The sequence below is a fragment of the Roseibium sp. ROS1 genome (genome assembly GCF_054658215.1).
The window spans coordinates 1,727,695-1,752,081 of the sequence record NZ_BAAGIG010000001.1 but is presented as its reverse complement, the minus strand read 5'-3'; the positions used below and the strand labels follow the sequence as shown (position 1 = coordinate 1,752,081).

Below are 24,387 nucleotides of genomic sequence, written 5' to 3'. Positions count from 1 at the left end.
TGCAGACCGCCGCTCAAGTTTGGGGAAGTTCAGCCGCCCACGACCTGGTTGCCGTCGACCACCTGCTTGCCTTTCAGGCCGATCGGAAGGCTGTCGATGTAGGCGTTCGGCTGCTTGCCGTCGTAGGGAATGCCGTCGATGATGTCCGCCGACGGGGTCGGAGCGCGGTAGCCGTCCGTTTCCCAGGGGAAGTCTTCCTTGGCCACATGCCCTTCCTCGACCAGCATTTCTGCGGCTTTCAGATAGATGTCCGGGCGATAGACCGACCGCGCGACTTCGTCGTACCAGCTGTCGGGTTTGTACTCGGAAATCTGCCCCCAGCGGCGCATCTGGGTCAGGTACCAGACGGCATCGGAATAGTAGGGATAGGTCGCGAAGTAGCGGTAGAAGACGTTGAAGTCGGGAACGTCTCGCTTGTCGCCCTTCTCATACTCGAAGGTGCCGGTCATGGAGTTGGCGATCACTTCAGCGTCCGCACCGACATACTCCGAGCGGGACAGGATCTCGACGGCTTCCATACGATTGGCGTTGTCGTTCTCGTCCAGCCACTTGGCCGCGCGGATCAACGCCTTGGTAAGCGCAAGCGTGGTGTTCGGATATTCTTCGGTAAATTCCTGCGTCAGACCGAAGACCTTCTCCGGATTGTTCTTCCAGATCTCGTAATCGGTGATGACCGGAACGCCGATGCCCTTGAAGACTGCCTGCTGGTTCCAGGGTTCGCCGACGCAATAGCCATAGATGGTGCCGGCCTCCAGCGTTGAAGGCATCTGCGGAGGCGGAGTGACCGACAGCAGAGCGTCTGCCTGGATCTGGCCGGAGATATCCGAACTGGAATAGAAGCCCGGGTTGATATCACCGGATGCCAGCCAGTAGCGCAGTTCGTAGTTATGGGTGGAGACGGGGAAGACCATGCCCATGTTGAACGGCTTGCCTTCGGACTTGAACTTGTCGACGACCGGCTTCAAGGCGGTTGCCTTGATCGGGTGAACCGGCTTGCCGTCGTCCTGCATTTCCAGGTGCGGCTTCATCATCTCGAAGATCTCGTTGGAAACGGTGATGCCGTTGCCGTTGAGATCCATGGAGAACGGCGTCACGATGTGTGCCTTCGTGCCGAAACCGATGGTGGCCGCCAGCGGCTGTCCGGCCAGCATGTGCGCCCCATCCAGTTCGCCCGTGATGACCCGGTCGAGCAGAACCTTCCAGTTGGCCTGCGGCTCCAGGGTGACGAAAAGGCCTTCTTCTTCGAAATAGCCGAGCTCATAGGCAACCGCGAGCGGAGCCATGTCCGTCAGCTTGATGAAGCCGAAGGTGAGTTCGTCCTTTTCGACATCCAGCATCTCGGCATAGGCGCTGGATGCGGACACAAGTGCCGTGGCTGCCATCAGGGCGCCAAATGCGGTCCGGCGGGTAATATTCAGGGTCTTTTTCATTGTCGCGTCCTGTCCCTCGTTCGTCCTGCGCCCTCTTCAGCCGGGCACAGGAGCAATAAAAAAGCCGCCGACCGAACCGCATGACGGGAGGAATTCCCATGCGGTTCAGATCGGCGGCTTTGCCTGTGCACCCGGCAGTGGGTGCGATATCTGGTAGGCCAGCGTCGGCCTCACCTGCTTAAAAGCACGAACTGTGCCAATTTGAAGAAATTGGCTTTTCTCTTTATTTACAGATACTTATTCTTTGTGAAAATTTTGACCATATGCTCAAGCTGCATATTTGATCATCGAAGCTTGCAGGCAACTGAACGAATTTTGTGCAACGCAACCAGACTGCCCCGGCGCCAGGCGAGCTGTCTCGGAAGTCAAAAACGGGCGCCGTCAAACATTTCGATGGTCATGTCTGTCGCTTCGCCGGTCAGCTCCAGAGCCTCCAGATAGGCGGTCGGAGAAAAGACCTTTTCAACTTCGCTTTCCGCCTCTCGCGAACGCTCCACCTGCCCCCAGCGAACCATCTGCTCGTAGAACCATTTGCCATGAACCGGCATTGGCGCCGCCTTGAGCCCACCCGAGAAGGTCAGGAAGTCCGGAACGTTCTTCACCGAGACCGGGCCGAGCCTGACGCGGCCCGATAGCGCTACTAGGCAGATTTCAGCGGGGCAAGCCAGTAGGTCGGGCCTTGCGAGCATGTCGGCCAGCTCGGCATTGTTCTTCGGATCGGCACACCAGTCGGCGGCTGCCGAAAAGGCACGCATCAGCGCAGCCAGCGTTTCCGGGTTGGCTTCGGCCCATTTGCGCGTCACGCCCAGCACTTTTTCCGGACTGTCCGGCCAGATGGCCTGTTTGTAGGTTGCAATGCGCCCCGTTCCCGCGTCGACTGCAGCCGTGTTCCAGGGTTCGCCAACGCAATATCCATCGAGCTGGCCGGCGGCCAGGGCATCCGCCATGACCTGCGGAGCCAGTACGGTAATCTCGACATCCCGGTCCGGATCAATTCCGGCGGCGGCGAGCCAATAGCGCAATTCATAGGCATGGCCTGAAAATGGGTGCACAACCCCGAAATGAAGCAGCGGCGCATCCGCCTCCTGCTGGTCGGCAATCACCCGCGCGAGCGCCGCACCGGTCGACGTCGGGTCGCCTTCCGGATCGGCTCCGACAGCCGACATGTCCGCCCAGAGTGCGTTGGAAACCGTAATTGCGTTGCCACCTAGCCCCAGAAGCATGGGCGCCAGCATGGGCACGGCAAGACTGGTCAGGTTGAGGCTGGATGCAATCGGCATCGGGGCGAGCATATGCGCCACGTCGAAATGACCGACCGAAATTCTGTCTCGAATATTGGCCCAGGATGTTTCGCGGATCAGCTTCAGCGCAATGCCTTCCTGCTCGGCAAAACCGAGTTCGGCAGCCGCCACGACAACGGCACTGTCCAGAAGCGGGATAAATCCGGCAATGACAGGCTTCAAGTTCGTATCCATGATCCTCCAGTCCCCTGGTTGGCCGCTTCTCCCCACTCGGTGTTTTTTGTTGTCATCGCGTCAGTCTCCCAGAAGTCCGCTGGCGATCACCAGGCTCTGCGCCACATCAATGATCTTCCGGCTCTGGTTCATGGCCGTACGGCGCAACAGGTCATAGGCCTCCTGCTCGCTGAGCCCCTTCGACTTCATCAAGATGCCCTTGGCCCGATCGATGGTTTTCCGGTCTGCAAGTTCAGAGCGCACTTCCTCCAGCTCCTCTGTCAGCCTGGAAAACGCGCGAAAGCGGCTGATCGCCATGTCTAGGATCGATTTGACCCGCTCCCGCTTGAGCCCGTCGACGATATAGGCCGACACCCCCGCATCGACGGCGGCCTCTATGGAATGGCTGTCCGACTTGTCGACGAACATTGCAATCGGTCGCCGTACCGCACGCGACACCTGAAACATGTGTTCCAGCTGGTCGCGATTCGGGTTTTCCAGATCGATGACAATCACATCCGGATTGATGTCGGCGATCTGACGAACCAGACCTTCCATCTGGTGAACAAGAATGACCCTATCGTGCCCGGCATCGTGCAATCCCTGCTCGATGATCGAGGCACGGATCTTGTTGTCATCTATAACCAGAATGGAAAGCCCGCCGCTCATGCCGCCATTATGCGCAGGGCTATTTTTTATGCAACAAAAATGCTGCGCCGCAACAACGCTGTCCTGTGGAGACATTCTGAAGTGACCCTGGAGCGCGTGAAACCGGACTTGCGAAAGACGGGAACCAAAAGAAGATTTCTCCTCTGGACAGAACCCCACAGCCTTAGAATGATGCACCGGGAAAATTCAGGATGAAGGAAAGCGGGATGGCGGACACGTTTGAGCCGAAGGCGCATGTGGCCCACATGGAAAAGATGTTGGGGCTGACGATCGAAGAAGATTGGCGCCCTGTTGTGGAAATGCATATTGCCGCGATCGAGAAAGCTGCCGAAGCCGTCCTGGATTTTCCGCTGGAAGACCACGCCGAAGCCGCACCGGTCTTTGTTCCATGAGCCAGGACAACAGCAAACTGAACACCCGCTCCGCGGCTCAGACGGCCACAGCCGTCAACAGCGGCGACATCAAGGCTCTGGAAGTTGCCTACGCATCTCTCGAGACCATTGAACGTCTCAATCCGACGGTCAACGCCTTTACCGACGTTCTGGGGGAGCGTGCACTTCTTGAAGCGCGCGCTGTCGATGACGCGATTACAGAGGGCCGAACACTGCCACTCGCCGGTGTGCCATATGCGGTCAAGAACCTGTATGATGTCGAAGGCCTGACAACCCGCGCCGGCGCGAAGATCAATCGCGAAAACCCGCCTGCTTCTGCCGATGCGACTTTGGTCCGCAAGCTGAAAGACGCTGGCGCAGTTCTGGTCGGCGCGACCCACATGGGCGAATACGCCTATGATTTTACCGGCGAGAGCGCGCACGACGGCATCTGCCGCAATCCTCATGATACGGGTCATATGACCGGGGGCTCTTCCTCCGGATCTGCCGCGGCAACGGCTGCCGGAATGGTGCCGCTGGCAATGGGCTCCGATACCAATGGCTCCATCCGCGTGCCGGCCTCGTTCTGCGGCCTGTTCGGCTTGAAACCGACCTATGGCCGTCTCAGCCGTGCAGGCACATATCCGTTTGTCGGCAGTCTCGATCACCTGGGCCCACTCACACGATCGGCAGAAGATCTTGCCCTGATCTTTGACGTCCTGCAGGGCCACGACCCCGCGGACCCGGCCCAGGCAAACCATCCGGAAATCGAGACCCATAACCGGCTGCAGGAAGATATCGGCCCGCTGCGCATTGCCGTGGCAGGTGGCTATTTCCGCGACAAGGCCCTGCCGGACGCCCTGAATGCAGTGGATCTTGTCGCCAAGGCGCTTGGGGCAAGCCTTGAGATTGACATTCCGGAAGCTGCCCGGGCCCGTGCCGCGGCCTATGTCATCACGGCGGCCGAAGGCTCTACCCTGCATCTCGGCCGCATCCTGGAACGGCCGCAGGACTTTGACCCGGAAACGCGTGACCGCTTCCTGGCGGGAACCATGGTACCGGCAATCTGGGTCCAGCAGGCTCAGCGCTTCCGGAGCTGGTTTCGCGACCTCTTCCGCAAGATCTTCGAGAATGTCGATGTTCTTCTGGCCCCGGCCACCCCCTTCCCGGCCCTGCCGTCAGGTACCAAGACCTTCACGATCGGCGGTGAAACCATGCCGGCCCGTCCCAACATCGGCCTGTTTACCCAGCCAATCTCCTTCATCGGCCTTCCCGCGGTGACGGTACCGGTCTGGCTGGAAGGGGCGACATTGCCGATCGGTGTTCAGGTGATCGCCCCTGCCTGGCGCGAGGATCTGGCGCTTCGTGTCGCTCACCACCTGGAACAGACAGGTATCTGCCGCGCGCCCGTCGCCAATTTGACGGCCTGAAGCCCGGTGAAAAGGGAACTGGCCCGCACCACAGGAAATCTCAGCCTGGCGCAACTGCGAGCGCTGGAAGCGGTGGTACGCACCGGGAGCTTCACAGATGCGGCGAAGGAAATCGGCGTCTCCCAACCCTCCATCTCCAATCACATTCAGGGTCTGGAAAGCCGCTTCAAGACAAAACTGCTGGTAAAGTCCGGATATTCAGTTTCCGCGACGCCGGTTCTGGTCTCTCTATTGCCCCGCATCAGGGCCTTGCTGGCATTGGCAGGCGATCTGGAAACCGAACTGTCTCACCACCGTGCCCTTGCGGCTGGTGAACTCAGGATTGGCTATTCAACCTATCAGCTCGCCATCCCGATCATCTCGTCCTTCATGGCGAAACACCCAACCATCTCGATCGAGGCCCGCGCCCTTGCAAGCCAGGACATCATCAACCTGATCGAAACAGGCTCTCTCGATATCGGCTTCATTACCGGACGCGAAATTCCGGCAGGTCTCGAAGGCGAACTGATCCTGAAGACACGCATTGTCCTGGCGGTTCCTCCCGAACACCCGCTGGCGAAAAAGGACAGTGCTTCCTGGAAAGACGTCGCCGAGCTCCCCCTCCTCCAACGCGAAGGAAGTTCCGGTACCCGCAGACTGTTCGAAGCCGCTGCCACGCTTGCCGGGACAAGACCCAAGACCGCACTTGCTCTTGGCTCGTGGGGGTCGATCGCAACGCTGGTCAGATCCGGCTCGGGTATCGGTGTCGCGCTGGAAGCGGAAATCACCGAGCGCGACGGTTGTGTCGGTGTCAGGATCGAAGACGCGAACCTCACCGCAAACCACTTTGCAGTCTGGCAAAAAGATATGGGTACGGTTGCCGCCATAGAGGCATTTCGAGCCGGTTTGCCCGCCCCATGACAAATTGAAGTCACCCGTCATTTGATAATTAAAACCTATACATTTCGATCTTTGATAGACCGAAAGACGCTTCCGTGATTACTGACGCCTGACGTTTTCAAAACCACTGCACCAGAGTCGATTCCATCGCCCGCGACAAAGGCGTGATACTGACTTCGAACGGCTCCAGCACAATTCCAGAGACCGCCTGAATGGAACAGAGATCTTATGACCTTGCGATCGTCGGTGCCGGGATCGTTGGGCTTGCACACGCCCTCGCAGCAGTCAGGCGCGGCAAGAAAGTTGTCGTCATTGATCGCGACAGCCAGGCAAATGGCGCCTCGATCCGCAACTTCGGCTTTGTGACCGTCACCGGCCAACAGGCAGGCGACTGCTGGCAGAAAGCGTCGCGCAGCCGACAGGTGTGGGCAGAAGTTGCGAAAGCCGCCCGCATACCGCTGCTGCACGAAGGTCTGACCATGACCGCAAGGCTCCCGGAGGCGGAAGCTGTTATCGACGCGTTTCTGAAGACAGAAATGGGTGCGGAGTGTCAACGCCTGACACCCGCTCAGGCCGCCCTGAAGGTTCCCTGTTTGCGACAGGAGAAAATCACCTGCGCGCTCTATTCACCGCTGGAAGTGCGCGTGGAATCGAAAGATGCCCTGCCCCGGATCGCCAATTGGCTGAAAGAAGCCCATGCCGTCGACTTCCTCTGGCAGACAAGCGTCAATTCTGTCGAGGCGCCGAAGCTTCAAACCTCGCGCGGGACGGTGCACGCGGAGACCGTGATCATCTGCCCCGGCGACGATGGAACGACGCTTTTTGCTGACCGGATCGCCACTTACGAAGTCACGCGCTGCAAACTGCAGATGTTACGCGTCGCCCCTCACAATCGTATCGACCTTGGCACCGCAGTCATGTCTGACCTCGGCCTTGCGCGATATCTTGGCTATGCCGAACTCCCCCAAGCAGAGCCTTTGAAAGCCCGGCTGGATCGGGAGATGGCTGATCACCGGGAAAACGGCATTCACCTGATCGTTGTCCAGTCCGAAGACGGCAGTCTCGTTGTCGGCGACAGCCATCATTACAGCGCGACACCCGATCCGTTCATCGACAAGACCGTGAACGACCTGATCCTGGGCGAGATGGAGACGATCCTCGATCTCGGCCCCTATGACATTTCTGAAACCTGGATCGGCACCTATGCCTCTGCCCCGGACCGCTGGCGCTTCACCGATGCGCCGGACGATTCTACCCGCATTGTCGTCGTCACGGCCGGCTGCGGTGCCTCCACCGCCTTCGCCATCGGCGAGGAAACCATTGCCGATCTCTATGCGTGAGGAAACAAGATGAGCAAATTCAAAGCCGTGGTCTTCGACTGGGCCGGCACCATGATCGACTTCGGATCCTTTGCCCCGATGGGTGTCTTCGTAAAGGCCTTCGAGACCTTCGGCATTACCGCAACCATCGACCAGGCACGCGGCCCGATGGGCAAACCGAAGTGGGACCACATCCGCTCCATGATGGATGATCCGGACATCTGCGCACAATGGATCGCCAAATACGGCCACGCACCAACTGATGCCGATGTGGACAAGGTCTACAAGGTCTTCGTTCCAATGAACGAGGAAGTCGTCGCCGATTTCTCCGATCTCGTTCCAGGTGCTGCCGAGGTTGTCAGATTGCTTCGCGCCAAGGGCATGAAAATCGGCTCGACCACCGGCTATACCCGCTCGATCATGGAACGCGTGCTGCCGAAAGCCGCCGAACAGGGGTATGAGCCGGACAATCTCATCTGTGCCGACGACCTGCCGGAAGGCCGTCCCGGTCCGCTCGGCATGTATCAGTGCTTCGTCGATCTGGTGGCCTATCCGCCGAGCGCGGTCATCAAGGTAGACGACACTGAACCGGGCATTGCCGAGGGTGTTGCAGCCGGCTGCCTGACTGTGGGTCTTGCGCTGTCAGGCAACTATGCAGGCAAGACACCGGAGGAACTCGCTGCACTTTCGAAAGATCAGGTTGACGTCCTGCGCCAGCATGCAACGGTAGAGCTGAAAAAAGCCGGAGCCGATTACGTGATTGATACGGTCGCGGATCTGCCAGCCCTGATCGAGAAACTGGAAGCGGAATGACACGTCCGAATATCCTGCTGATCACCGCTGACCAGTGGCGGGGCGATTGTCTCGGCACAGTTGGACACCCGGTTGTCAGGACGCCGAACCTTGATGCCTTCGCCGCAACGGCAACAGTTTTCGAGCAGCATTATGCAGCAACGGCTCCGTGCTCTCCTGCACGGGCCTCGCTCTATACCGGACTTTACCAGATGAACCACCGGGTCGTGTGGAACGGCGCGCCACTCGATGATCGGTTCGACAATATCGCCCGTGCTGCCCGCCGGGCCGGATATACGCCAACGTTGTTCGGCTACACCGATACCTCACCCGATCCGCGCCTGCATCACCCGAACGACCCCGTCCTGACTTCCTATGAAGGTGTTCTGCCCGTCTTCTGGGTACGCCAGCCTCTTGCCGAGGACGAAAAGCAATGGCTTTCCTGGATGGCCTCACGCGGCCACGATCCCGCAGGTTTGCCTACCATCCATCACGTGGAACCCGAAGAAGGTGAAAAAGTCAGCCTCAAGGCAGCCAGGTATTCGAAGGACGAAACCCAGACCGCCTTCATGACGGATGCCTTCCTCACCTGGCTTGGAGAACAGGAAGAAGACCGGCCATGGATGGCGCATGTTTCCTTCCTGCGTCCGCATCCGCCGATTGCCGCTCCTGCCTCCTATAACACCCTCTACCATCCGGATGACGGGCCGGGTTTCTCCGGGGCACCAACTGCGGCGGAGGAAGCTGCGTTTCATCCCCTAATGGAAGCCCTGCAGGACTATCAGCAGCTGGCCTCCCATTTACCTGGAACCACTGACTTCGTGCGTGATCTGACGGAGCGCGATCTCAGGCGGTTGCGAGCACTTTATTACGGCATGATCACCGAAGTTGACGCACAGCTCGGCCGGATCTTCGAGGCGCTGGAACCACTCGAAAACACGTTGGTTATTTTCACCTCCGATCATGCGGAGATGATGGGCGATCACTGGATGCTCGGCAAAAGCGGGTTCTACCGCGAGAGCTACCACATCCCCCTCATGATACGGGCACCGGGTGGCGGTGCAGCGAACCGGGTCTCCGCCTTCACGTCCTCGACCGATATCTTCCCGACACTCCTGGATCTGCTGGATATCGAACCCGAGCATGCCCCGGACGGAGCCAGCCTGCTGCCGTACCTCAGCGGACAAACGCCTCTGTCCTGGCGAGATGCTGCTCTCTGGGAGTTCGATTACCGGCAATTTCTGAAGAAATGGCCGGATAAGTTCCCGGCATCTGCCCATGAAGGATCCTCCACAGCACTTTGTCGCCTCGGGCCGGAATGGCAGTTCGTGCATTTCTCCGGAATGCCCAACATTCTGATGAAGGCCACCTGCACGTCCACCGCGCCGGTCAACGAGGCGGCCAGTCACCCGGACCTGGTGATCGCCAACCTTGATGCCCTTGTGGCAACCCGGATGCGCCACAACGACGAGACCCTGGCCCGCACCCTGGTCTGGGACTACTATCGGGAATAGCCTGGACTTTCGCAGGTCCGCTTAGCGTGACGTTAAGCGTCGAACGACAGAATGAACCCTCCATAGGGGCTCTGAAGAATGCGTCAGACTTTGCGGAAAAATCAGCTTTTCACCGGGATTGGACGGAGTGTTCTTCGGACCATGGGCCTGGCTCTCGTCGCGCTGCTCTCGCACCAGCATGTGTCCGCGGCCCCGATTGAGCTCAAGGTCATCGACTCGATCGATCCACCCTGGCCGTCCATTGGACGGGTAAACGTTGCCGGCTTCAGGTCGACTGCCATGTGTACCGGCACCTTGATCGCACCCGATATCGTGCTCACAGCCGCCCATTGCCTCTTCAACAAGACGACCCGCAAGCCCTTTCCGATCGAAGACCTTCTGTTCATGGCCGGTGTTCGGCGGGACGAATACTCCGCCCGCCTGGAACCTGCCTGCACCATCACCGCTGCAGGATACGAGCCACGGCAGAATCCCAGGTTGCGGGAGGTACACAAGGATGTCGGGATCATTTTGCTGAAGGAACCCAGCACATTACCGCCCGTTCCGGTGCTTTCGCTGGATGAGGCAACAGTTCTGACCAAGGACACACGGTTTCAATCCGCAGGCTACCGCCGCAGCCGCCGGTTTCTGCCAACCGTCGTGCCCGCATGCAGGGTCATGGGAACCGCCGAGGACAGCTGGGTAACGGATTGCGCCTCGGAAGCCGGCGCATCGGGCGGTCCGCTCCTGGTGGAAACGCCGAACGGGCTCCGTGTTGCCGGCATCATGTCGGCCAAGATCGACGCCGTCCGCTCAGCCATCGTGCCTTTCCTGGAATGGCAGGACCTTTTGGCCAATCCGAGCTGCAGCGGTGACACTGCTCCGGCAGCCCCGCCACTCCGGTCATCGTTTGATACGGACAACTGACGATAATCCAGCCGACGGGCATAATCTGAACCGAAAGACAAATTTTCTCTGCACCAACGCCGGTTGCCCGGTTATGGTGCTATTCCCTGAATTCGGCCCGGAGCAGCTTCGCAACGCGTACAGCTTTTTGGCCGGCAGACTGCCAGACGCAAAGACCCCTTGGCTCATGTACCAATCTGCGCCTCCTTCCAGTGCCGAACACTTCCGGCCGGTTTCCACCGACAAGCTCGCCTTTGTCGCCAGCGACACGGAGGAAGCACTCAAGGCTCAGGAAGACCTGTCCGCCCGCTACGGCAATGTTCCGGTGGCTGAAGCCGATGTCATCGTGGCTCTCGGCGGCGATGGCCTGATGCTGCAGACCCTTCACAAGCACATGGGCAGCAACAAACCGATCTACGGCATGAACCGTGGTTCGGTCGGCTTCCTGATGAACGAATACCGGGAAAACGACCTGAAGGACCGGCTAGCTTTGGCCGACATTACGACGATCCGGCCTTTGGAAATGACGGCAACGACGTCCGCAGGTATCCATCACGCCCTTGCCATCAACGAGGTGTCACTCCTGCGCCAGACATCGCAGGCCGCCCGGCTGCGCATCTCGGTCGATGGACGCGTCCGGCTGGAAGAACTTGTGTGCGATGGCATCATAGTTGCGACACCGGCAGGCAGCACTGCCTACAATCTATCTGCGCATGGCCCGATCCTGCCAATCACCGCACAACTGCTCGCGCTGACCCCCATCAGCGCCTTCCGGCCACGGCGTTGGCGCGGTGCGATCCTGCCGAACGGCGCCAAGGTCGATATCGAGATACTGGATCCCGGCAAACGCCCTGTCAGCGCGTCGGCCGACCACACCGAAATCCGACACGTTACCCATGTCGCAGTCCGGGAGGCGGCCGAAGCGGAAGGCGTGATCATGTTTGATTCCGATCACGGTTGGGACGAACGCATCCTCACTGAAATGTTCCGCTATTAGTATCGAAACATCCTGGCGGAAACACCCTGTTAAGTATGATTGCCGATACTGCCAGCCACAGGCTCCGGCCGAATGCCCGAAGGCTTTGCCACCGGGGTGTTCTGAAGTCAGGACCGAGCGAGGATAACGAGGACATTTGCCGTCATGGCCGACACTGCCAAGGACCAGGAATATGAAGTCTTGTCCCCGCCATCGGACCTGCGCAGCAAGGTGCGGGAACTGACACCTCGCGAGGCCAAGAAATTCGATCCGGTCAAGGCGGCTGAAGCAGCACTCGAACGCTTGTCCTCCCATTTCGGAACCTGGATGAACAACGAGAGCGCCACCCTGCTCCACGCCTGGGAAGCTGTTCGCGCACAGGGATTGAACGACGACACCCTCGCCGCCCTGTTTCAGGCTGCTCACAACATCAAGGGACAGGCCCTGACACTTGGTTTTCCATTGGTTGGTGAAGTCGCCGCCAGCTTCTGTCACCTGATCGAAACCGTGCCGTCTCCCGACAAGTTGCCCCTGTCCCTCGTCGAACGCTACGTCGAAGCCATTCGCGCAATGGTCGCCGAAGGTGCAAAGGACGAAGCGAACAAGACCGGCGTCGAACTTCTGAAAACCCTGCAAGGCGTGACGGAAGAATATCTGGCGCAATTTCCGCCGAAACCTGATGACGTCTGACGGACCAGTAGACCAATTGCCAACAAGGTTTATGCCGCAACGTCAAAGAGTTGATTGACTCAGGTTTCAAGCGCGCATAGCATTCGGCCTATTCATGGAGAATGGCCGTGAAACATTTTTTTTGTTTCTTTTTTCTTTTATTGCTGTCTTTGACTTCCGCACATGCCGAACGAAGGGTAGCTCTCGTAATAGGGAATTCCGGCTACGCGAATGTCGCGGAGCTGAAGAACCCCTACAATGATGCCAAGGGCATGTCGGACAAGCTGACGGACCTCGGATTCGATGTTGTCACAGGTCTCGACCTGAGCTTGAGGGACATGCGCCAGACCGTGCGCGAGTTCATCAAGAAGCTCGACAACGCTGACCTTGCCCTGTTCTTCTATGCCGGCCATGGCATCCAGGTGAACGGCGAGAATTATCTCGTCCCGGTCGACGCTGAACTCAGCACCCATCTCGACCTTGATTTCGAGGCCCTGCCCGCAAATCTCGTGCTCAATGCCATGGAGCAAAGCACGAAGGTCAACCTTGTCTTTCTGGATGCCTGCCGGAACAACCCGTTTACGGAAAACCTCGCCCGGTCCATGGGGACGCGCTCAAGCGCAGTCGGTCGTGGCCTTGCGAAGATCGGCTCCGGTGTCGGCTCCCTGGTTTCCTTCGCCACCCAGCCGGGCAATGTCGCGCTTGACGGCGATGGCGAGAACAGCCCGTTTACAACTGCCCTGATCAAGCATCTCGGCACGCCCGGTCAGGACATCACCCGCGACCTGGTAATGGTGCGACGTGACGTTCTGGAAGCCACCAAGGGCCAGCAGGTTCCCTGGGACAATTCCTCGCTGACTGGCGAAGTCATTCTCAAACAGCTTGAGATGGTGCAGCCTGTCGAGCCGGAAAAGCCGGCGATCAATCCGCAGATCGAACTCACCTATTGGGACTCGATCAAGTCCGGACAGAATGCGGCCTACTTCGAAACCTACCTGTCGCGCTACCCGGAAGGCCAGTTCGCCGACATCGCCCGGATCCGTCTGGACGAGATCAAGGCAAAGGCCGAAAGCGACAAGGCCAAGCAGGCAAAACCGGATGCCACGGCTGAAATCACCTACTGGCAGACGATCCAGAATTCGACCCGGCCGGAAATGTTCGAGAGTTATCTCGGCAGATACCCGACCGGGATCTATGCCGACCTTGCCCAGCTGAAAATCCAGTCGATCAAGAGCCAGGCGGAAGCGGATGCGCGCCGCAAGGCTCAGGCAGAGGCTGAAGCCCAAGCCATCGCTTCGGCAGCAGCGAATGCATCGCCAGAAAGAACGACAGCCAAGCCTGCAGACGAAATCACCGTTGCCGCCCTGACGCCTGATCAGGCGCCCTCAACGACCTTGACATCGCCGGTATCGTTGTTATCGCCTGAAGAGCTTGCAACGACTCTCCAGACAGAACTCAACCGGGTCGGCTGTTCGGTCGGCCGTGTTGATGGTGACTGGGGCAACAGAAGCCGTCAGGCATTGAGAACCTATGGCCGCGAAGCCGGGATCGATCTTGCCTCGCTCGACCCGGATCCTTCCATTCTTGATCAGCTCAAGAAGTCGACCGGACGCGTTTGCCCGCTCACCTGTGGACGGAACCAGGAACTGAAGAACGGTCGCTGTGTCGCGACCAGAACGCCTGAACCTTCCGGCAACAGCACAAAACCGAGCACACAGACGAAGACTACGGACAGCTGCCCGAAAAACCCGTCTGCCTATGGAAACAAGGTAATTGGAAAATCTCATGGCCTCGGCCGCCAGACCCTTACACACCCCTGCGGCAGGAAGCTTGCTTGCAGAGGTTCTAGGGCCAGCTGGGTAAAGAACTGCATCTGGCTTTAGCCGTTCGGCTGAAGTCCGATTTATGAATGTTTGAAGTTGAATTTTTCTGGTGAGCCCGCGATCTGATTTCCGATCCCGAATCGCCGGATTACCCTTCAGGGGAGCAGGCGATTTTGTGCCCGATTGCTCCCGAGATCAGGTAGCTCTGGAGAATCGATTGTGAAGCAGATCCTCGTGTCCCTTTTGCTTCTTGCGTTTGCCGCAAGCGCGGCACATGCCGAACGCCGTGTGGCTCTCGTGATCGGTAATTCCGGTTATGAGCACGTCACCCAGCTCACCAATCCGGACAACGACGCCAAAGGCATGGCCGAAAAACTGGCCAGTCTGGATTTCGAGGTCGTGACCGGCACCAACCTGTCGCTTCGGGATATGCGAAAGACCGTTCGGGAGTTCATCGCCAAGCTCGAAGGTGCTGATATAGCCCTGTTCTTCTACGCAGGGCATGGCCTTCAGGTAAGTGGCGAGAACTATCTGGTGCCGATTGATGCCGAGCTGAATTCCTACGTCGATCTTGAATTCGAGGCGATGCCGGCGAACCTTGTTCTCAATGCCATGGAGCATTCCACCAAGGTCAATCTGGTGTTTCTGGATGCCTGCCGGAACAATCCGCTGGCTGAAAACCTTGCGCGGTCCATGGGCACCCGTTCCGGCTCGGTCGGCAGGGGCCTTGCCAAGATCGGCTCTGGGGTTGGCTCCCTGATTTCCTTCGCCACCCAGCCTGGTAACGTCGCGCTTGATGGCGAAGGGACGAACAGCCCCTTCACCACGGCCTTGCTGAAACATCTCGGCACACCCGGACAGGATATTACCCGGGATCTGGTAATGGTGCGACGTGACGTTCTGGAAGCCACCAAAGGTCAGCAGGTTCCCTGGGACAATTCCTCGCTGACTGGCGAAGTGATCCTCAAGCAGCTTGAGATGGTGGAGCCCATTGAGCCGGAAAAACCAGCGATCAACCCGCAGATCGAGCTGGCTTACTGGGATTCGATCAAGTCCGGCGAATCCATTGCCTATTTTGAAACCTACCTGAGCCGTTACCCCGACGGCCAGTTTGCCGACATCGCCCGGATCCGTATCGACGAAATCGAGGCAAAGGCCGAACGTGACAAGGCCCAGCAGAACAAGCCGGATGCAACGGCTGAGATCACCTACTGGCAAACAATCCAGAATTCGACCCGGCCGGAGATGTTCGAAAGTTACATTACCCGGTATCCAAAAGGGATCTACGCCGACCTTGCGCGGTTGAAGATTGAATCGATCAAACGCCAGGCTGAAGCAGAAAGCCTCCGCAAGGCCCAGGCCTCAGCGGCCGCGCCCAACCCGGTGCCTGAAAGAACTGCTACCAAACGCGACGAGGAAATCACCGTTGCCGCGTTGACACCTGACGAAACACCGGCAGGCATCATTCCTTCGCCAATCACACCGCTCTCCGCTGAAGAACTGGCTACGGCTCTGCAGACTGAACTCAACCGCGTCGGTTGTTCGGTTGGCAGGGTTGATGGCGATTGGGGCAACAAGAGCCGTCGGGCACTGAGGACCTATGGACGCGAAGCGGGCATCGATCTTGCCTCACTCGACCCAAGTCCCGCTATTTTGGACCAGCTCAAGAAATCAACCGGACGCGTTTGCCCGCTCACTTGTGGACGGAACCAGGAACTGAAGAACGGTCGCTGTGTCGCAACCAGAAAACCTGAACCTTCCGGCAACGGCTCCAAGCCGAGCACCAAGTCCAAGACCGCCGACAGTTGCCCGAAAAACCCGACTATTTACGGCAACAAGATCATCGGCAGAGTGCCTGGAGTCGGACGACAGACGTTGACACACCCGTGCGGCAGGAAGCTCGCTTGCAAAGGTTCGAAGGCCAGCTGGATATTGAGCTGTAACTGGATTTAGCTACACGGCTAAAGCCAGATTTAAGAATGTTTAAAGTTGAAGTGTGCCGGCGAGCCGCGATCTGATTTATGATCCCGGCCTGCCGGAGTGCCCTACAGCAGAGTAACCGGAATAGTTTTGCACGGCAGCTCCCGAGAGCTGGTAGGTTTGGAGAACCGCCTGTGAAGCAGATAATCGCATGCCTGTTGCTACTTGTGTTTGCCGCAAGCGCGGCACATGCCGAACGCCGTGTGGCGCTCGTGATCGGTAATTCCGGCTACGCGAATGTCGCGGAGCTGAAGAACCCCTACAACGATGCCAAGGGCATGTCGGACAAGCTGACGGACCTCGGATTCGATGTTGTCACAGGTCTCGACCTGAGCTTGAGGGACATGCGCCAGACCGTGCGCGAGTTCATCAAGAAGCTCGACAACGCAGACCTTGCCCTGTTCTTCTATGCCGGCCATGGCATCCAGGTGAACGGCGAGAATTATCTCGTCCCGGTCGACGCCGAACTCAGCACCCATCTCGACCTTGATTTCGAGGCCCTGCCCGCAAATCTCGTGCTCAATGCCATGGAGCAAAGCACGAAGGTCAACCTTGTCTTTCTGGATGCCTGCCGAAACAACCCGTTTACGGAAAACCTCGCCCGGTCCATGGGGACGCGCTCAAGCGCAGTCGGTCGTGGCCTTGCGAAGATCGGCTCCGGTGTCGGCTCCCTGGTTTCCTTCGCCACCCAGCCGGGCAATGTCGCGCTTGACGGCGATGGCGAGAACAGCCCGTTTACAACTGCCCTGATCAAGCATCTCGGCACGCCCGGTCAGGACATCACCCGCGACCTGGTAATGGTGCGCCGGGACGTTCTGGAAGCCACCAAGGGCCAGCAGGTTCCCTGGGACAATTCCTCACTGACTGGCGAAGTCATCCTCAAACAGCTTGAGATGGTTCAGCCCGTCGAACCGGAAAAGCCGGCGATCAATCCGCAAATCGAGTTGACCTATTGGGACTCGATCAAGTCCGGACAGAATGCGGCCTACTTCGAAACCTATCTGTCGCGCTACCCGGAAGGCCAGTTCGCCGACATCGCCCGGATCCGTCTGGACGAGATCAAGGCACAGGCCGAAAGCGACAAGGCCAAGCAGGCAAAACCGGACGCCACGGCTGAAATCACCTATTGGCAGACAATCCAGAATTCGAACCGCCCGGAAATGTTCGAGAGTTATCTCGGCAGATACCCGAACGGGATCTATGCCGACCTTGCCCAGCTGAAAATCCAGTCTATCAAGAGCCAGGCGGAAGCGGATGCGCGCCGCAAGGCTCAGGCAGAGGCAGAAGCCCAAGCCATCGCTACGGCAGCAGCGAATGCATCGCCTGAAAGAACGACGTCCAAGCCTGCAGACGAAATCACCGTTGCCGCCCTGACGCCTGATCAGGCGCCGTCAACGACCTCGACATCCCCGGTATCGTTGTTATCGCCTGAAGAGCTTGCAACGGCTCTCCAGACAGAACTCAACCGGGTTGGCTGTTCGGTTGGCCGTGTTGACGGCGACTGGGGCAACAGAAGCCGTCAGGCATTGAGAACCTATGGCCGCGAAGCCGGGATCGATCTTGCCTCGCTCGACCCGGATCCTTCCATTCTGGAACAGCTCAAGAAGTCGACCGGACGCGTTTGCCCGCTGACCTGTGGGCGGAACCAGGAACTGAAGAACGGTCGCTGTGTCGCAACCAGAAAGCCTGAACCTTCCGGCAACAGCACAAAACCGAGCACACAGACGAAGACCACGGACAGCTGCCCGAATAACCCGAGCTCTTATGGCAACAAGATAATTGGAAAATCTCACGGCCTGGGCCGCCAGACGTTGACCCATCCCTGTGGCAGAAAGCTCTCCTGTGTGGGCAACCATTCCAGTTGGGTTCTGACCTGTAACTGGCTTTAAGCACTTGGCTCAGGCCTGAATTTTAGACTTTCGAAGTTGAGATGTTCCGGCGTATCCGTGATCAGAATGATGATCATTGCCCGTCGGAGCGCCCTGCAGCTGAGTACCCGGAACAGTTTTCCCCGGCAGCTCCCGAGGGCCGGTAGGTTTGGAGAACCGCTTGTGAAGCAGATAATCGCATGCCTGTTGCTACTTGTGTTTGCCGCAAGCGCGGCACATGCCGAACGCCGTGTGGCGCTCGTGATCGGTAATTCCGGCTACGCGAATGTCGCGGAGCTGAAGAACCCCTACAATGATGCCAAGGGCATGTCGGACAAGCTGACGGACCTCGGATTCGATGTCGTCACAGGTCTCGACCTGAGCTTGAGGGACATGCGCCAGACCGTGCGCGAGTTCATCAAGAAGCTCGACAACGCAGACCTTGCCCTGTTCTTCTATGCCGGCCATGGCATCCAGGTGAACGGCGAGAATTATCTCGTCCCGGTCGACGCCGAACTCAGCACCCATCTCGACCTTGATTTCGAGGCCCTGCCCGCAAATCTCGTGCTCAATGCCATGGAGCAAAGCACGAAGGTCAACCTTGTCTTTCTGGATGCTTGCCGGAACAACCCGTTTACGGAAAACCTTGCCCGGTCCATGGGGACGCGCTCAAGCGCAGTCGGTCGTGGCCTTGCGAAGATCGGCTCCGGTGTCGGCTCCCTGGTTTCCTTCGCCACCCAGCCGGGCAATGTCGCGCTTGACGGCGATGGCGAGAACAGCCCGTTTACAACTGCCCTGATCAAGCATCTCGGCACGCCCGGTCAGGACATCACCCGCGACCTGGTAATGGTGCGCCGGGACGTTCTGGAAGCCACCAAGGGCCAGCAGGTTCCCTGGGACAATTCCTCGCTGACTGGCGAAGTCATCCTCAAGCAGCTTGAGATGGTGCAGCCTGTCGAACCGGAGAAGCCCGCGATCAATCCGCAGATCGAACTGGCCTACTGGGATTCCATCAAATCCGGCGAATCCATTGCCTATTTCGAAACCTACCTGACCCGATATCCCGAGGGCCAGTTCGCGGATATCGCCAAGATCCGGATCGATGAGCTCAAGAGCCGCAGCGAGGCAGAAGCTGCCCGCAACGCGAAGCCCGACACCTCCGCTGAAATCGCTTTCTGGCAATCAATCCAGAACGCCACCCGTCCGGAAATGTATGAAACCTATCTGGAGCAATATCCGGACGGGATCTACGCCAAGCTGGCAAGGCTGAATATATCGTCACTGCAACAGCAGGCGGAAGCGGCAGCTACTGCCGCCGCCGCCGCTGCGGCAAAGGCAGCCAAGACTGCGGATGCCTCCAACAGCACGTCCCCTGCGCAGGAGATAACCCTTGCTGCCCTGCCGCAGCAGGAAACAGTATCAACCGAACCTGCTCCAGCAATTGTTCCATCAACAAGCAGCCGGTCACTCTCGCCTGAAGAACTCGCCACTGCAATGCAAACCGAATTGAACCGCCTTGGGTGTTCGGTTGGTCGTGTTGATGGTGATTGGGGCAACCGTAGCCGCCAGGCTTTGAGGACTTTCAGCCGCGAAGCAGGTGTCGATCTTGCCTCGCTCGACCCGGACCCTTCAATTCTAGACCGTCTGAAGCAATCGACAGGCCGAGTGTGCCCGCTGACATGTGGCCGAAATCAGGAACTGAAGAACGGCAAGTGCATCGCCGTTCGGCAGGAGACACCCTCCAAATCGAACGAGAAGTCCAACTCCACTAAGACGGCACAATCTAGCGGCGCTTGCCCGGCTGATCCAACAGCCTCGTCCAGAAGGCTGGTCAGTTTCAACTATAGGCAGATCACCGCTGTTGCGACACATCCGTGCGGTCGGCAGGTGATTTGCAACAAGCCGCAGAGCAACGTTCATCCGTTCAAATGTTTCTGGAAGTAATCCGCCAAGAGGTGGACTGCGGCCTAAGCAGCGGCTGTCACCTGAAGGCCGCTGTTCTTCACCAATAGTCGAGCCTCCAGACGTGCAACGTCGATGGCGAAACGGCGCAGGAATGCAGTCACGTCTTCGTCCGCTCCCAGGGCGCCGTCCTGCATTTCGGAAAGCAGTGTTTCCGTTAGCATGCGGGCTTCGTCCAGCGCCAGATCATAGGTGAAGTCGGCATCCGCCTGCCGGGCAATGTCAATGGCCAGCAGAAAGGCCTGGTGAGCCCGTAGCGGCAGACCGGCCTTGCGGAGCATGGCCTGCAGCGCCGACCGGCGAACAGTGACCAGAAGCTTGCACAGCCTCGGCAACGGCACCTGGCCAAGGTTGGCAAGAGCGGCAGCGAAGAACCGCAAGCGTCCACAGCAGACCGCGCGCAGCAGCAACCGGGTGGTCAGCTTGCCATTGACGCGAAGATGCTCGACGAATTCCGGCAGATCGTCTGCACCGGCTTCGAGAGCCAGCCGCAGCACGACCTTGTCTTCCGCATCGCTCAGGAAAGTATGACGCTGGTTTTCCGGAACGCGCTCCAGCACGATCGGATGATCGTCAAGGTTCTGCGCGAGACGCATAAGCAACTGATAGCGCGTGGTCAGCGGCAGGTCCCGGGTTTTCAGAAGCTGGTCGCAGAGGTCCGGCCGGTCTTCGAATCTTTGCGCGATACGCAGGAGGGAGGACTGCAGGATGCGGGCGCTTCTGTTTTCCAGAAGCTGTCTGCAGGCCTGCTCGCAGCCAACCTCGCAGATGGCGGCGCAGACAGAAGCCGGCAATCCCTCACGAGAGGCGATGGCGCATTGAACTGCGTCGCTGCCTTCGGCAAGAAGGTCGACCAGTTCGACATCCGTCAATATGGGAGAGTGCTTGAGAACCGGCAACGCCACTTCGTCGACATCACTTGCGAGGCAACGGACGACGTGACCGGGAGCGTAGGCGCTTGGCGCAAGCAGGCTCGCTATCGCCTTGCGGACGGCGCGGCTGGGATCGTCGAGAAGAATCGTCAAGGCTGCAGCCATGCTGGTCTGTTCCTGGCTGCCAGGTTCGGCTGCCAAATAACGTTCCGCGAATTCTTCCGCGGCCCGTATATCCAAGGTGCGCTCGTCAACTTCGTTCAGAGGGTGAAAGTCATGTGCGTTCATGGCGGTAAAACAATCTTCCCAAGAGTCGAGTGTGAGTCTGACATCAAAGGCTTAACGATCGGTTCACCATAATTTTGCCAGGTTCTCTGGCGAATGCCCGCCTTTCCCGATGGTGGCGGACATGAGACTTCAGGCTTTCAGCCGGGTCTTTCAACTGCCCATGCTCAAGCCGGTGGCAGCAGGTCCTTTTGTTCCTCTTCTGCCTTCAGGCGCAGGAAACGCGTCAGGTCCAGCGGTCCGCCCTGATTCACCAGCGCCAGTTCCTGTGCCTGCACCTGGTTGGAGGCTCCGGACAGGGCGCTGACAAGGGCAGCTTCTTCCACAGCGGCGAAAGCCGACGCAAAGCGCGGGTTGACGCCTGCCTGGTTCGAAGCCGCGTCATTGCGGAACAGAGCCTCGAACGGATTGGCTGTTTCCGTCGCCTGGAAGGCCGACAGAACCCTGTTGCTTGCGTCGAAATCATCACCATCAATGGCTGCTTCGCGTGTGTTTTGCGGCACCGGACGGTCCGGGGTCACAGAGCCGACACTTTCTTCCAGGAAAGCTGCGCTTGCCGTTGTGGTTGCCCCCTGCCCTGCCGTGCGCTCAGGCAGCGGCACATCCGTCTTTGCCAATTGAAACAGTTCGCCCTGAGGCAATTGAGGGCCTGTGTTGTCAGCTCTCGCGATCTGGCCCGGGCCGGCGGGTTTCGTCCGCATCGCGAAGGCGGCAGCCGGATCTCCTGCCAGATGATCGAAGGATTTCTGGTTGATCGTCGCAGCGCCGTCCGCAGGCTTTGCATTCGGCAGCGTCGCGACCTGCGTGAGTTCTCCCGATGTCCGCAGGTCCTTGTTGGTGCTGGCCTGCGCAATCATCGTGACGGCATCGTGCTTGGAAACGATAACCTCGTAAACTTCCTGCATTGAGCGGGCCTTGCCGTTCGACTGATAGAAGATCGGTTTGTTGGCGCGTGCCTGAGCGGAAAAAACCTTGTCGGCTCGCATGTCCGGGCTGGCGCCGGCCGCATCAATCAATCTGCTTGCGCCGTTGGCACCAAGAAAATGAGCCATATAGAGCTCGCCGTCGCTCGGTTCGCGCCCGATTCTGCGTTCCAGGTACTGGGAATTCTTCTGCGTGAGCGCCCCTGCCATCATGGACGAGATTTCCGGATCCTTCCGAAGGTCGAGAATCTCCCGCCGCATTTGCGGGTCGCTTACATAGAACTTTCCGCTCTTGGAGCGTTGAATCTGATCGGAGTATTTTTCAAGACCGTGTTTCGGACCAGCTTCCTTCATTGTCTCCAGCCAGGTGGATTCAATGAATTGGAACAACCCGGTGGCGCTGGATGTTCTGGCCTTTGCCGTTGGGTTGAATGACGATTCCCGCGCAGCTGTCTTCACCAGGTAGTCGAATGACGTCCCCGTTGAAGTACTCGCAGACTGAAACGCAAGCTCGATCCTAGACGCGATCGAGGCGGTGTCAGCAACTCGCATGACCCTGTCTCCTCGACGGAACCAAATTATCACTTCGTTAACTTTCAGCGTTAACTTTCACGCCCAAAAGGTTAACAAAACCTTAACAACACACAGGTGGGGATCTAAGCAACTACAGGCGAGTCTTTTTTCTTTTGTGCCTGGTCAGAACTACTTATGTCGAAAGCCGGTTATGTGGACAGACAAGAGGCTACCGGCCATTTCCTTTGGAAAAACGCACCAGGAAAAACATCGACTACTGCATTCGAATAACGCCGTTTTCCATGAGTCGGCAAGTCACAATAAAAGGGCGCCGACTTTGCCGGCGCCCTTTTCGGTCATAATCGTTCGGATAATCGTTAAACTTTGGGCCGGCCCATCTGGAACACCTCGTTCACCACGGCGTAGTCCATGTAGCCAAGCCGGGATAGCGGCTTGTAGAGCGTTACATCCACCTTGCCGTCGACAATGACGCTTTCATCGATGTGGACACCGACAACCTGACCGAAAACGACGTAGCTGTCGGTGTCGTCTCCTGTCAGCGTCTTCAATCGCAGGGTTTGAAGGTGCTTGCACTCCAGCGCAGTGACGGCCTTTGCAACGCGAGGCGCTTTCACCAGTCTTGAGGCAGCCATCTCCAATCCGGCCAGATCAAACTCGGAGATCTCATGTGCGACGGAGGCGGAGGACTGGTTCATCTCGTCCTTGAGGCCGAGGTTCGCCATGTTGCAGACGAACTCCCCTGTCGCGTCGATGTTGGAGACGCTGTCCTTGTAGCCGGTGGACGAGAACATCACGATCGGCGGCGTATCGCAGACCGCGTTGAAGAAACTGTAGGGTGCAAGGTTGGCCTTGCCGTCCTTGTCGAGTGTGGAGATCCAGCCAATCGGCCGGGGTGCGACAATAGCCTTGAACGGGTTATGCGGCAGGCCGTGGTCGTTTTTTTCCGTTTCGTAGAACATGGGTCAGTCGGTCTCTGTCCAGGTGGATACAATATCGGCAAGGTCGGGGCGCGGACGCTCGAAAGGTGGCTGTGTCGGAGTTCCAATATGTACGAACCCCGCAAACCGTTCTCCGTCTCGCGCGCCAAGGTAACGGGCTGCATCTTCATCGAAGGCAAACCATTCGGACAGCCACTGCGACGCGAATCCTGATGCAGCCGCGGCTGTCAGAAGGTTCATGCAGACGGCGCCGGCGGAAAGCTCCTGTTCCCAGACCGGGATTTTCGGATGCTCGGCTGCCTGGCTGAGAACACCGATCACCAATGGTGCACGGGTGAAGCGGGTCAGTTCCTTCTGGCGTTGCTCGCCGTCGAGCGGTCCGTTGAGTGCTTCATACCGATCCGCCAGCCAGGAACCGATCGTGCGTCCCTGTTCCGGCCTGTAGATAACGAAACGCCAGGGCGCCAGCTTGCCATGGTCTGGCACGCGCGCTGCAATGGTCAGAATGTCGTTGATCTGTTCTTCGCTCGGCCCCGGGGCTGTCATGGTAACAGAGGGGTGGGAGCGCCGCTGTCGGAGAAAGTCCAGAGTTGCCGGCGATCCGGCGCTGTTACTCGGCATGAAAAGATCCTGTCGGCGTTTTGCAATCGTACGATCCACCTAATTCATTGACCGTAATTGTCAACTTTGATCGCGGCGTCTTGAATTTGCCCAATTTCCGGGCGCATTAAGGGACAACGCTGCAGTGCGGTGAATCTCGGGAAAATCGTCCTTGGCCCGTGATCGGTCAGATTGCACCGAGAATTCCAAAAAA

The 24,387-nt window shown here is 58.5% G+C and carries 20 protein-coding genes; 13 read left to right on the top strand and 7 right to left on the bottom strand.

Annotation, left to right across the window (positions count from 1 at the left end; all coding sequences use genetic code 11):
* Positions 1 to 29: 29 nt before the first annotated feature.
* The 3 genes from ACYQ6M_RS08030 to ACYQ6M_RS08020 form a co-directional block, all read right to left on the bottom strand.
* Positions 30 to 1,430 carry a CmpA/NrtA family ABC transporter substrate-binding protein gene (locus tag ACYQ6M_RS08030; RefSeq protein ID WP_023001119.1) on the bottom strand — a complete coding sequence of 467 codons (1,401 nt, stop codon included), beginning with the start codon at positions 1,428 to 1,430 and terminating at the stop codon, positions 30 to 32.
* Positions 1,431 to 1,795: 365 nt separating this feature from the next.
* Positions 1,796 to 2,905 carry a CmpA/NrtA family ABC transporter substrate-binding protein gene (locus ACYQ6M_RS08025; protein ID WP_460073125.1) on the bottom strand — a complete coding sequence of 370 codons (1,110 nt, stop codon included), beginning with the start codon at positions 2,903 to 2,905 and terminating at the stop codon, positions 1,796 to 1,798.
* Positions 2,906 to 2,965: 60 nt separating this feature from the next.
* Positions 2,966 to 3,553, bottom strand: a complete 588-nt coding sequence (locus tag ACYQ6M_RS08020) for an ANTAR domain-containing response regulator (RefSeq protein ID WP_023001117.1) — start codon at positions 3,551 to 3,553, stop codon at positions 2,966 to 2,968.
* Between the two features lie 206 nt (positions 3,554 to 3,759).
* Between ACYQ6M_RS08020 and ACYQ6M_RS08015 the strand changes: the two genes are divergently transcribed.
* From ACYQ6M_RS08015 to ACYQ6M_RS07955, 13 genes are all read left to right on the top strand, one after another.
* Positions 3,760 to 3,945, top strand: coding sequence for a DUF4089 domain-containing protein (locus ACYQ6M_RS08015; RefSeq protein ID WP_200863770.1), 186 nt, complete (start codon positions 3,760 to 3,762; stop codon positions 3,943 to 3,945).
* On the top strand, positions 3,942 to 5,354 hold the full coding sequence (locus ACYQ6M_RS08010) for an AtzE family amidohydrolase (RefSeq protein ID WP_460073122.1): 1,413 nt from the start codon (positions 3,942 to 3,944) through the stop codon (positions 5,352 to 5,354). The genes ACYQ6M_RS08015 and ACYQ6M_RS08010 overlap by 4 nt, the downstream gene beginning before the upstream one ends.
* Before the next feature lie 6 nt (positions 5,355 to 5,360).
* The gene (locus ACYQ6M_RS08005) at positions 5,361 to 6,254 is read left to right on the top strand and encodes a LysR substrate-binding domain-containing protein (RefSeq protein ID WP_460073120.1); all 894 of its coding nucleotides are present in this window, start codon (positions 5,361 to 5,363) and stop codon (positions 6,252 to 6,254) included.
* 191 nt (positions 6,255 to 6,445) lie between these two features.
* Positions 6,446 to 7,573 carry a TIGR03364 family FAD-dependent oxidoreductase gene (locus ACYQ6M_RS08000; RefSeq protein WP_460073118.1) on the top strand — a complete coding sequence of 376 codons (1,128 nt, stop codon included), beginning with the start codon at positions 6,446 to 6,448 and terminating at the stop codon, positions 7,571 to 7,573.
* 9 nt (positions 7,574 to 7,582) lie between these two features.
* The gene (phnX, locus tag ACYQ6M_RS07995; RefSeq protein ID WP_055654807.1) at positions 7,583 to 8,365 is read left to right on the top strand and encodes a phosphonoacetaldehyde hydrolase; all 783 of its coding nucleotides are present in this window, start codon (positions 7,583 to 7,585) and stop codon (positions 8,363 to 8,365) included.
* Positions 8,362 to 9,858 carry a sulfatase-like hydrolase/transferase gene (locus ACYQ6M_RS07990; RefSeq protein ID WP_460073116.1) on the top strand — a complete coding sequence of 499 codons (1,497 nt, stop codon included), beginning with the start codon at positions 8,362 to 8,364 and terminating at the stop codon, positions 9,856 to 9,858. Before phnX ends, ACYQ6M_RS07990 begins: the two co-directional genes overlap by 4 nt.
* 141 nt (positions 9,859 to 9,999) lie before the next feature.
* Complete coding sequence (locus ACYQ6M_RS07985; RefSeq protein ID WP_460073114.1) at positions 10,000 to 10,764, top strand: trypsin-like serine peptidase; 765 nt, start codon at positions 10,000 to 10,002, stop codon at positions 10,762 to 10,764.
* 166 nt (positions 10,765 to 10,930) lie between these two features.
* Positions 10,931 to 11,740: an NAD kinase gene (locus ACYQ6M_RS07980; protein ID WP_447238269.1), complete on the top strand. Its 810-nt coding sequence runs from the start codon at positions 10,931 to 10,933 to the stop codon at positions 11,738 to 11,740.
* A gap of 144 nt (positions 11,741 to 11,884) precedes the next feature.
* On the top strand, positions 11,885 to 12,409 hold the full coding sequence (locus tag ACYQ6M_RS07975; RefSeq protein ID WP_460073112.1) for an Hpt domain-containing protein: 525 nt from the start codon (positions 11,885 to 11,887) through the stop codon (positions 12,407 to 12,409).
* A gap of 107 nt (positions 12,410 to 12,516) precedes the next feature.
* Entirely contained in the window at positions 12,517 to 14,271 is a 1,755-nt protein-coding gene (locus ACYQ6M_RS07970) for a caspase family protein (protein ID WP_460073110.1), read from the top strand.
* Between the two features lie 159 nt (positions 14,272 to 14,430).
* Positions 14,431 to 16,164: a caspase family protein gene (locus ACYQ6M_RS07965; RefSeq protein ID WP_460073108.1), complete on the top strand. Its 1,734-nt coding sequence runs from the start codon at positions 14,431 to 14,433 to the stop codon at positions 16,162 to 16,164.
* 161 nt (positions 16,165 to 16,325) lie between these two features.
* The gene (locus ACYQ6M_RS07960) at positions 16,326 to 18,080 is read left to right on the top strand and encodes a caspase family protein (RefSeq protein ID WP_460073106.1); all 1,755 of its coding nucleotides are present in this window, start codon (positions 16,326 to 16,328) and stop codon (positions 18,078 to 18,080) included.
* Positions 18,081 to 18,242: 162 nt separating this feature from the next.
* Positions 18,243 to 20,003, top strand: coding sequence for a caspase family protein (locus ACYQ6M_RS07955; RefSeq protein ID WP_460073104.1), 1,761 nt, complete (start codon positions 18,243 to 18,245; stop codon positions 20,001 to 20,003).
* A 23-nt stretch (positions 20,004 to 20,026) separates the two neighbouring features.
* Here the strand turns inward: ACYQ6M_RS07955 and ACYQ6M_RS07950 are convergent, their stop codons facing one another.
* From ACYQ6M_RS07950 to ACYQ6M_RS07935, 4 genes are all read right to left on the bottom strand, one after another.
* The gene (locus ACYQ6M_RS07950; protein ID WP_416384213.1) at positions 20,027 to 20,893 is read right to left on the bottom strand and encodes a DUF2336 domain-containing protein; all 867 of its coding nucleotides are present in this window, start codon (positions 20,891 to 20,893) and stop codon (positions 20,027 to 20,029) included.
* A gap of 452 nt (positions 20,894 to 21,345) precedes the next feature.
* A complete protein-coding gene (locus ACYQ6M_RS07945; protein WP_460073102.1) occupies positions 21,346 to 22,653 on the bottom strand; it encodes a transglycosylase SLT domain-containing protein in 1,308 nt (435 codons plus the stop codon).
* Between the two features lie 338 nt (positions 22,654 to 22,991).
* Positions 22,992 to 23,594 carry a flavin reductase family protein gene (locus ACYQ6M_RS07940; RefSeq protein ID WP_023001101.1) on the bottom strand — a complete coding sequence of 201 codons (603 nt, stop codon included), beginning with the start codon at positions 23,592 to 23,594 and terminating at the stop codon, positions 22,992 to 22,994.
* 3 nt (positions 23,595 to 23,597) lie between these two features.
* Positions 23,598 to 24,194, bottom strand: coding sequence for a nitroreductase family protein (locus ACYQ6M_RS07935; RefSeq protein WP_460073100.1), 597 nt, complete (start codon positions 24,192 to 24,194; stop codon positions 23,598 to 23,600).
* Positions 24,195 to 24,387: the final 193 nt, after the last annotated feature.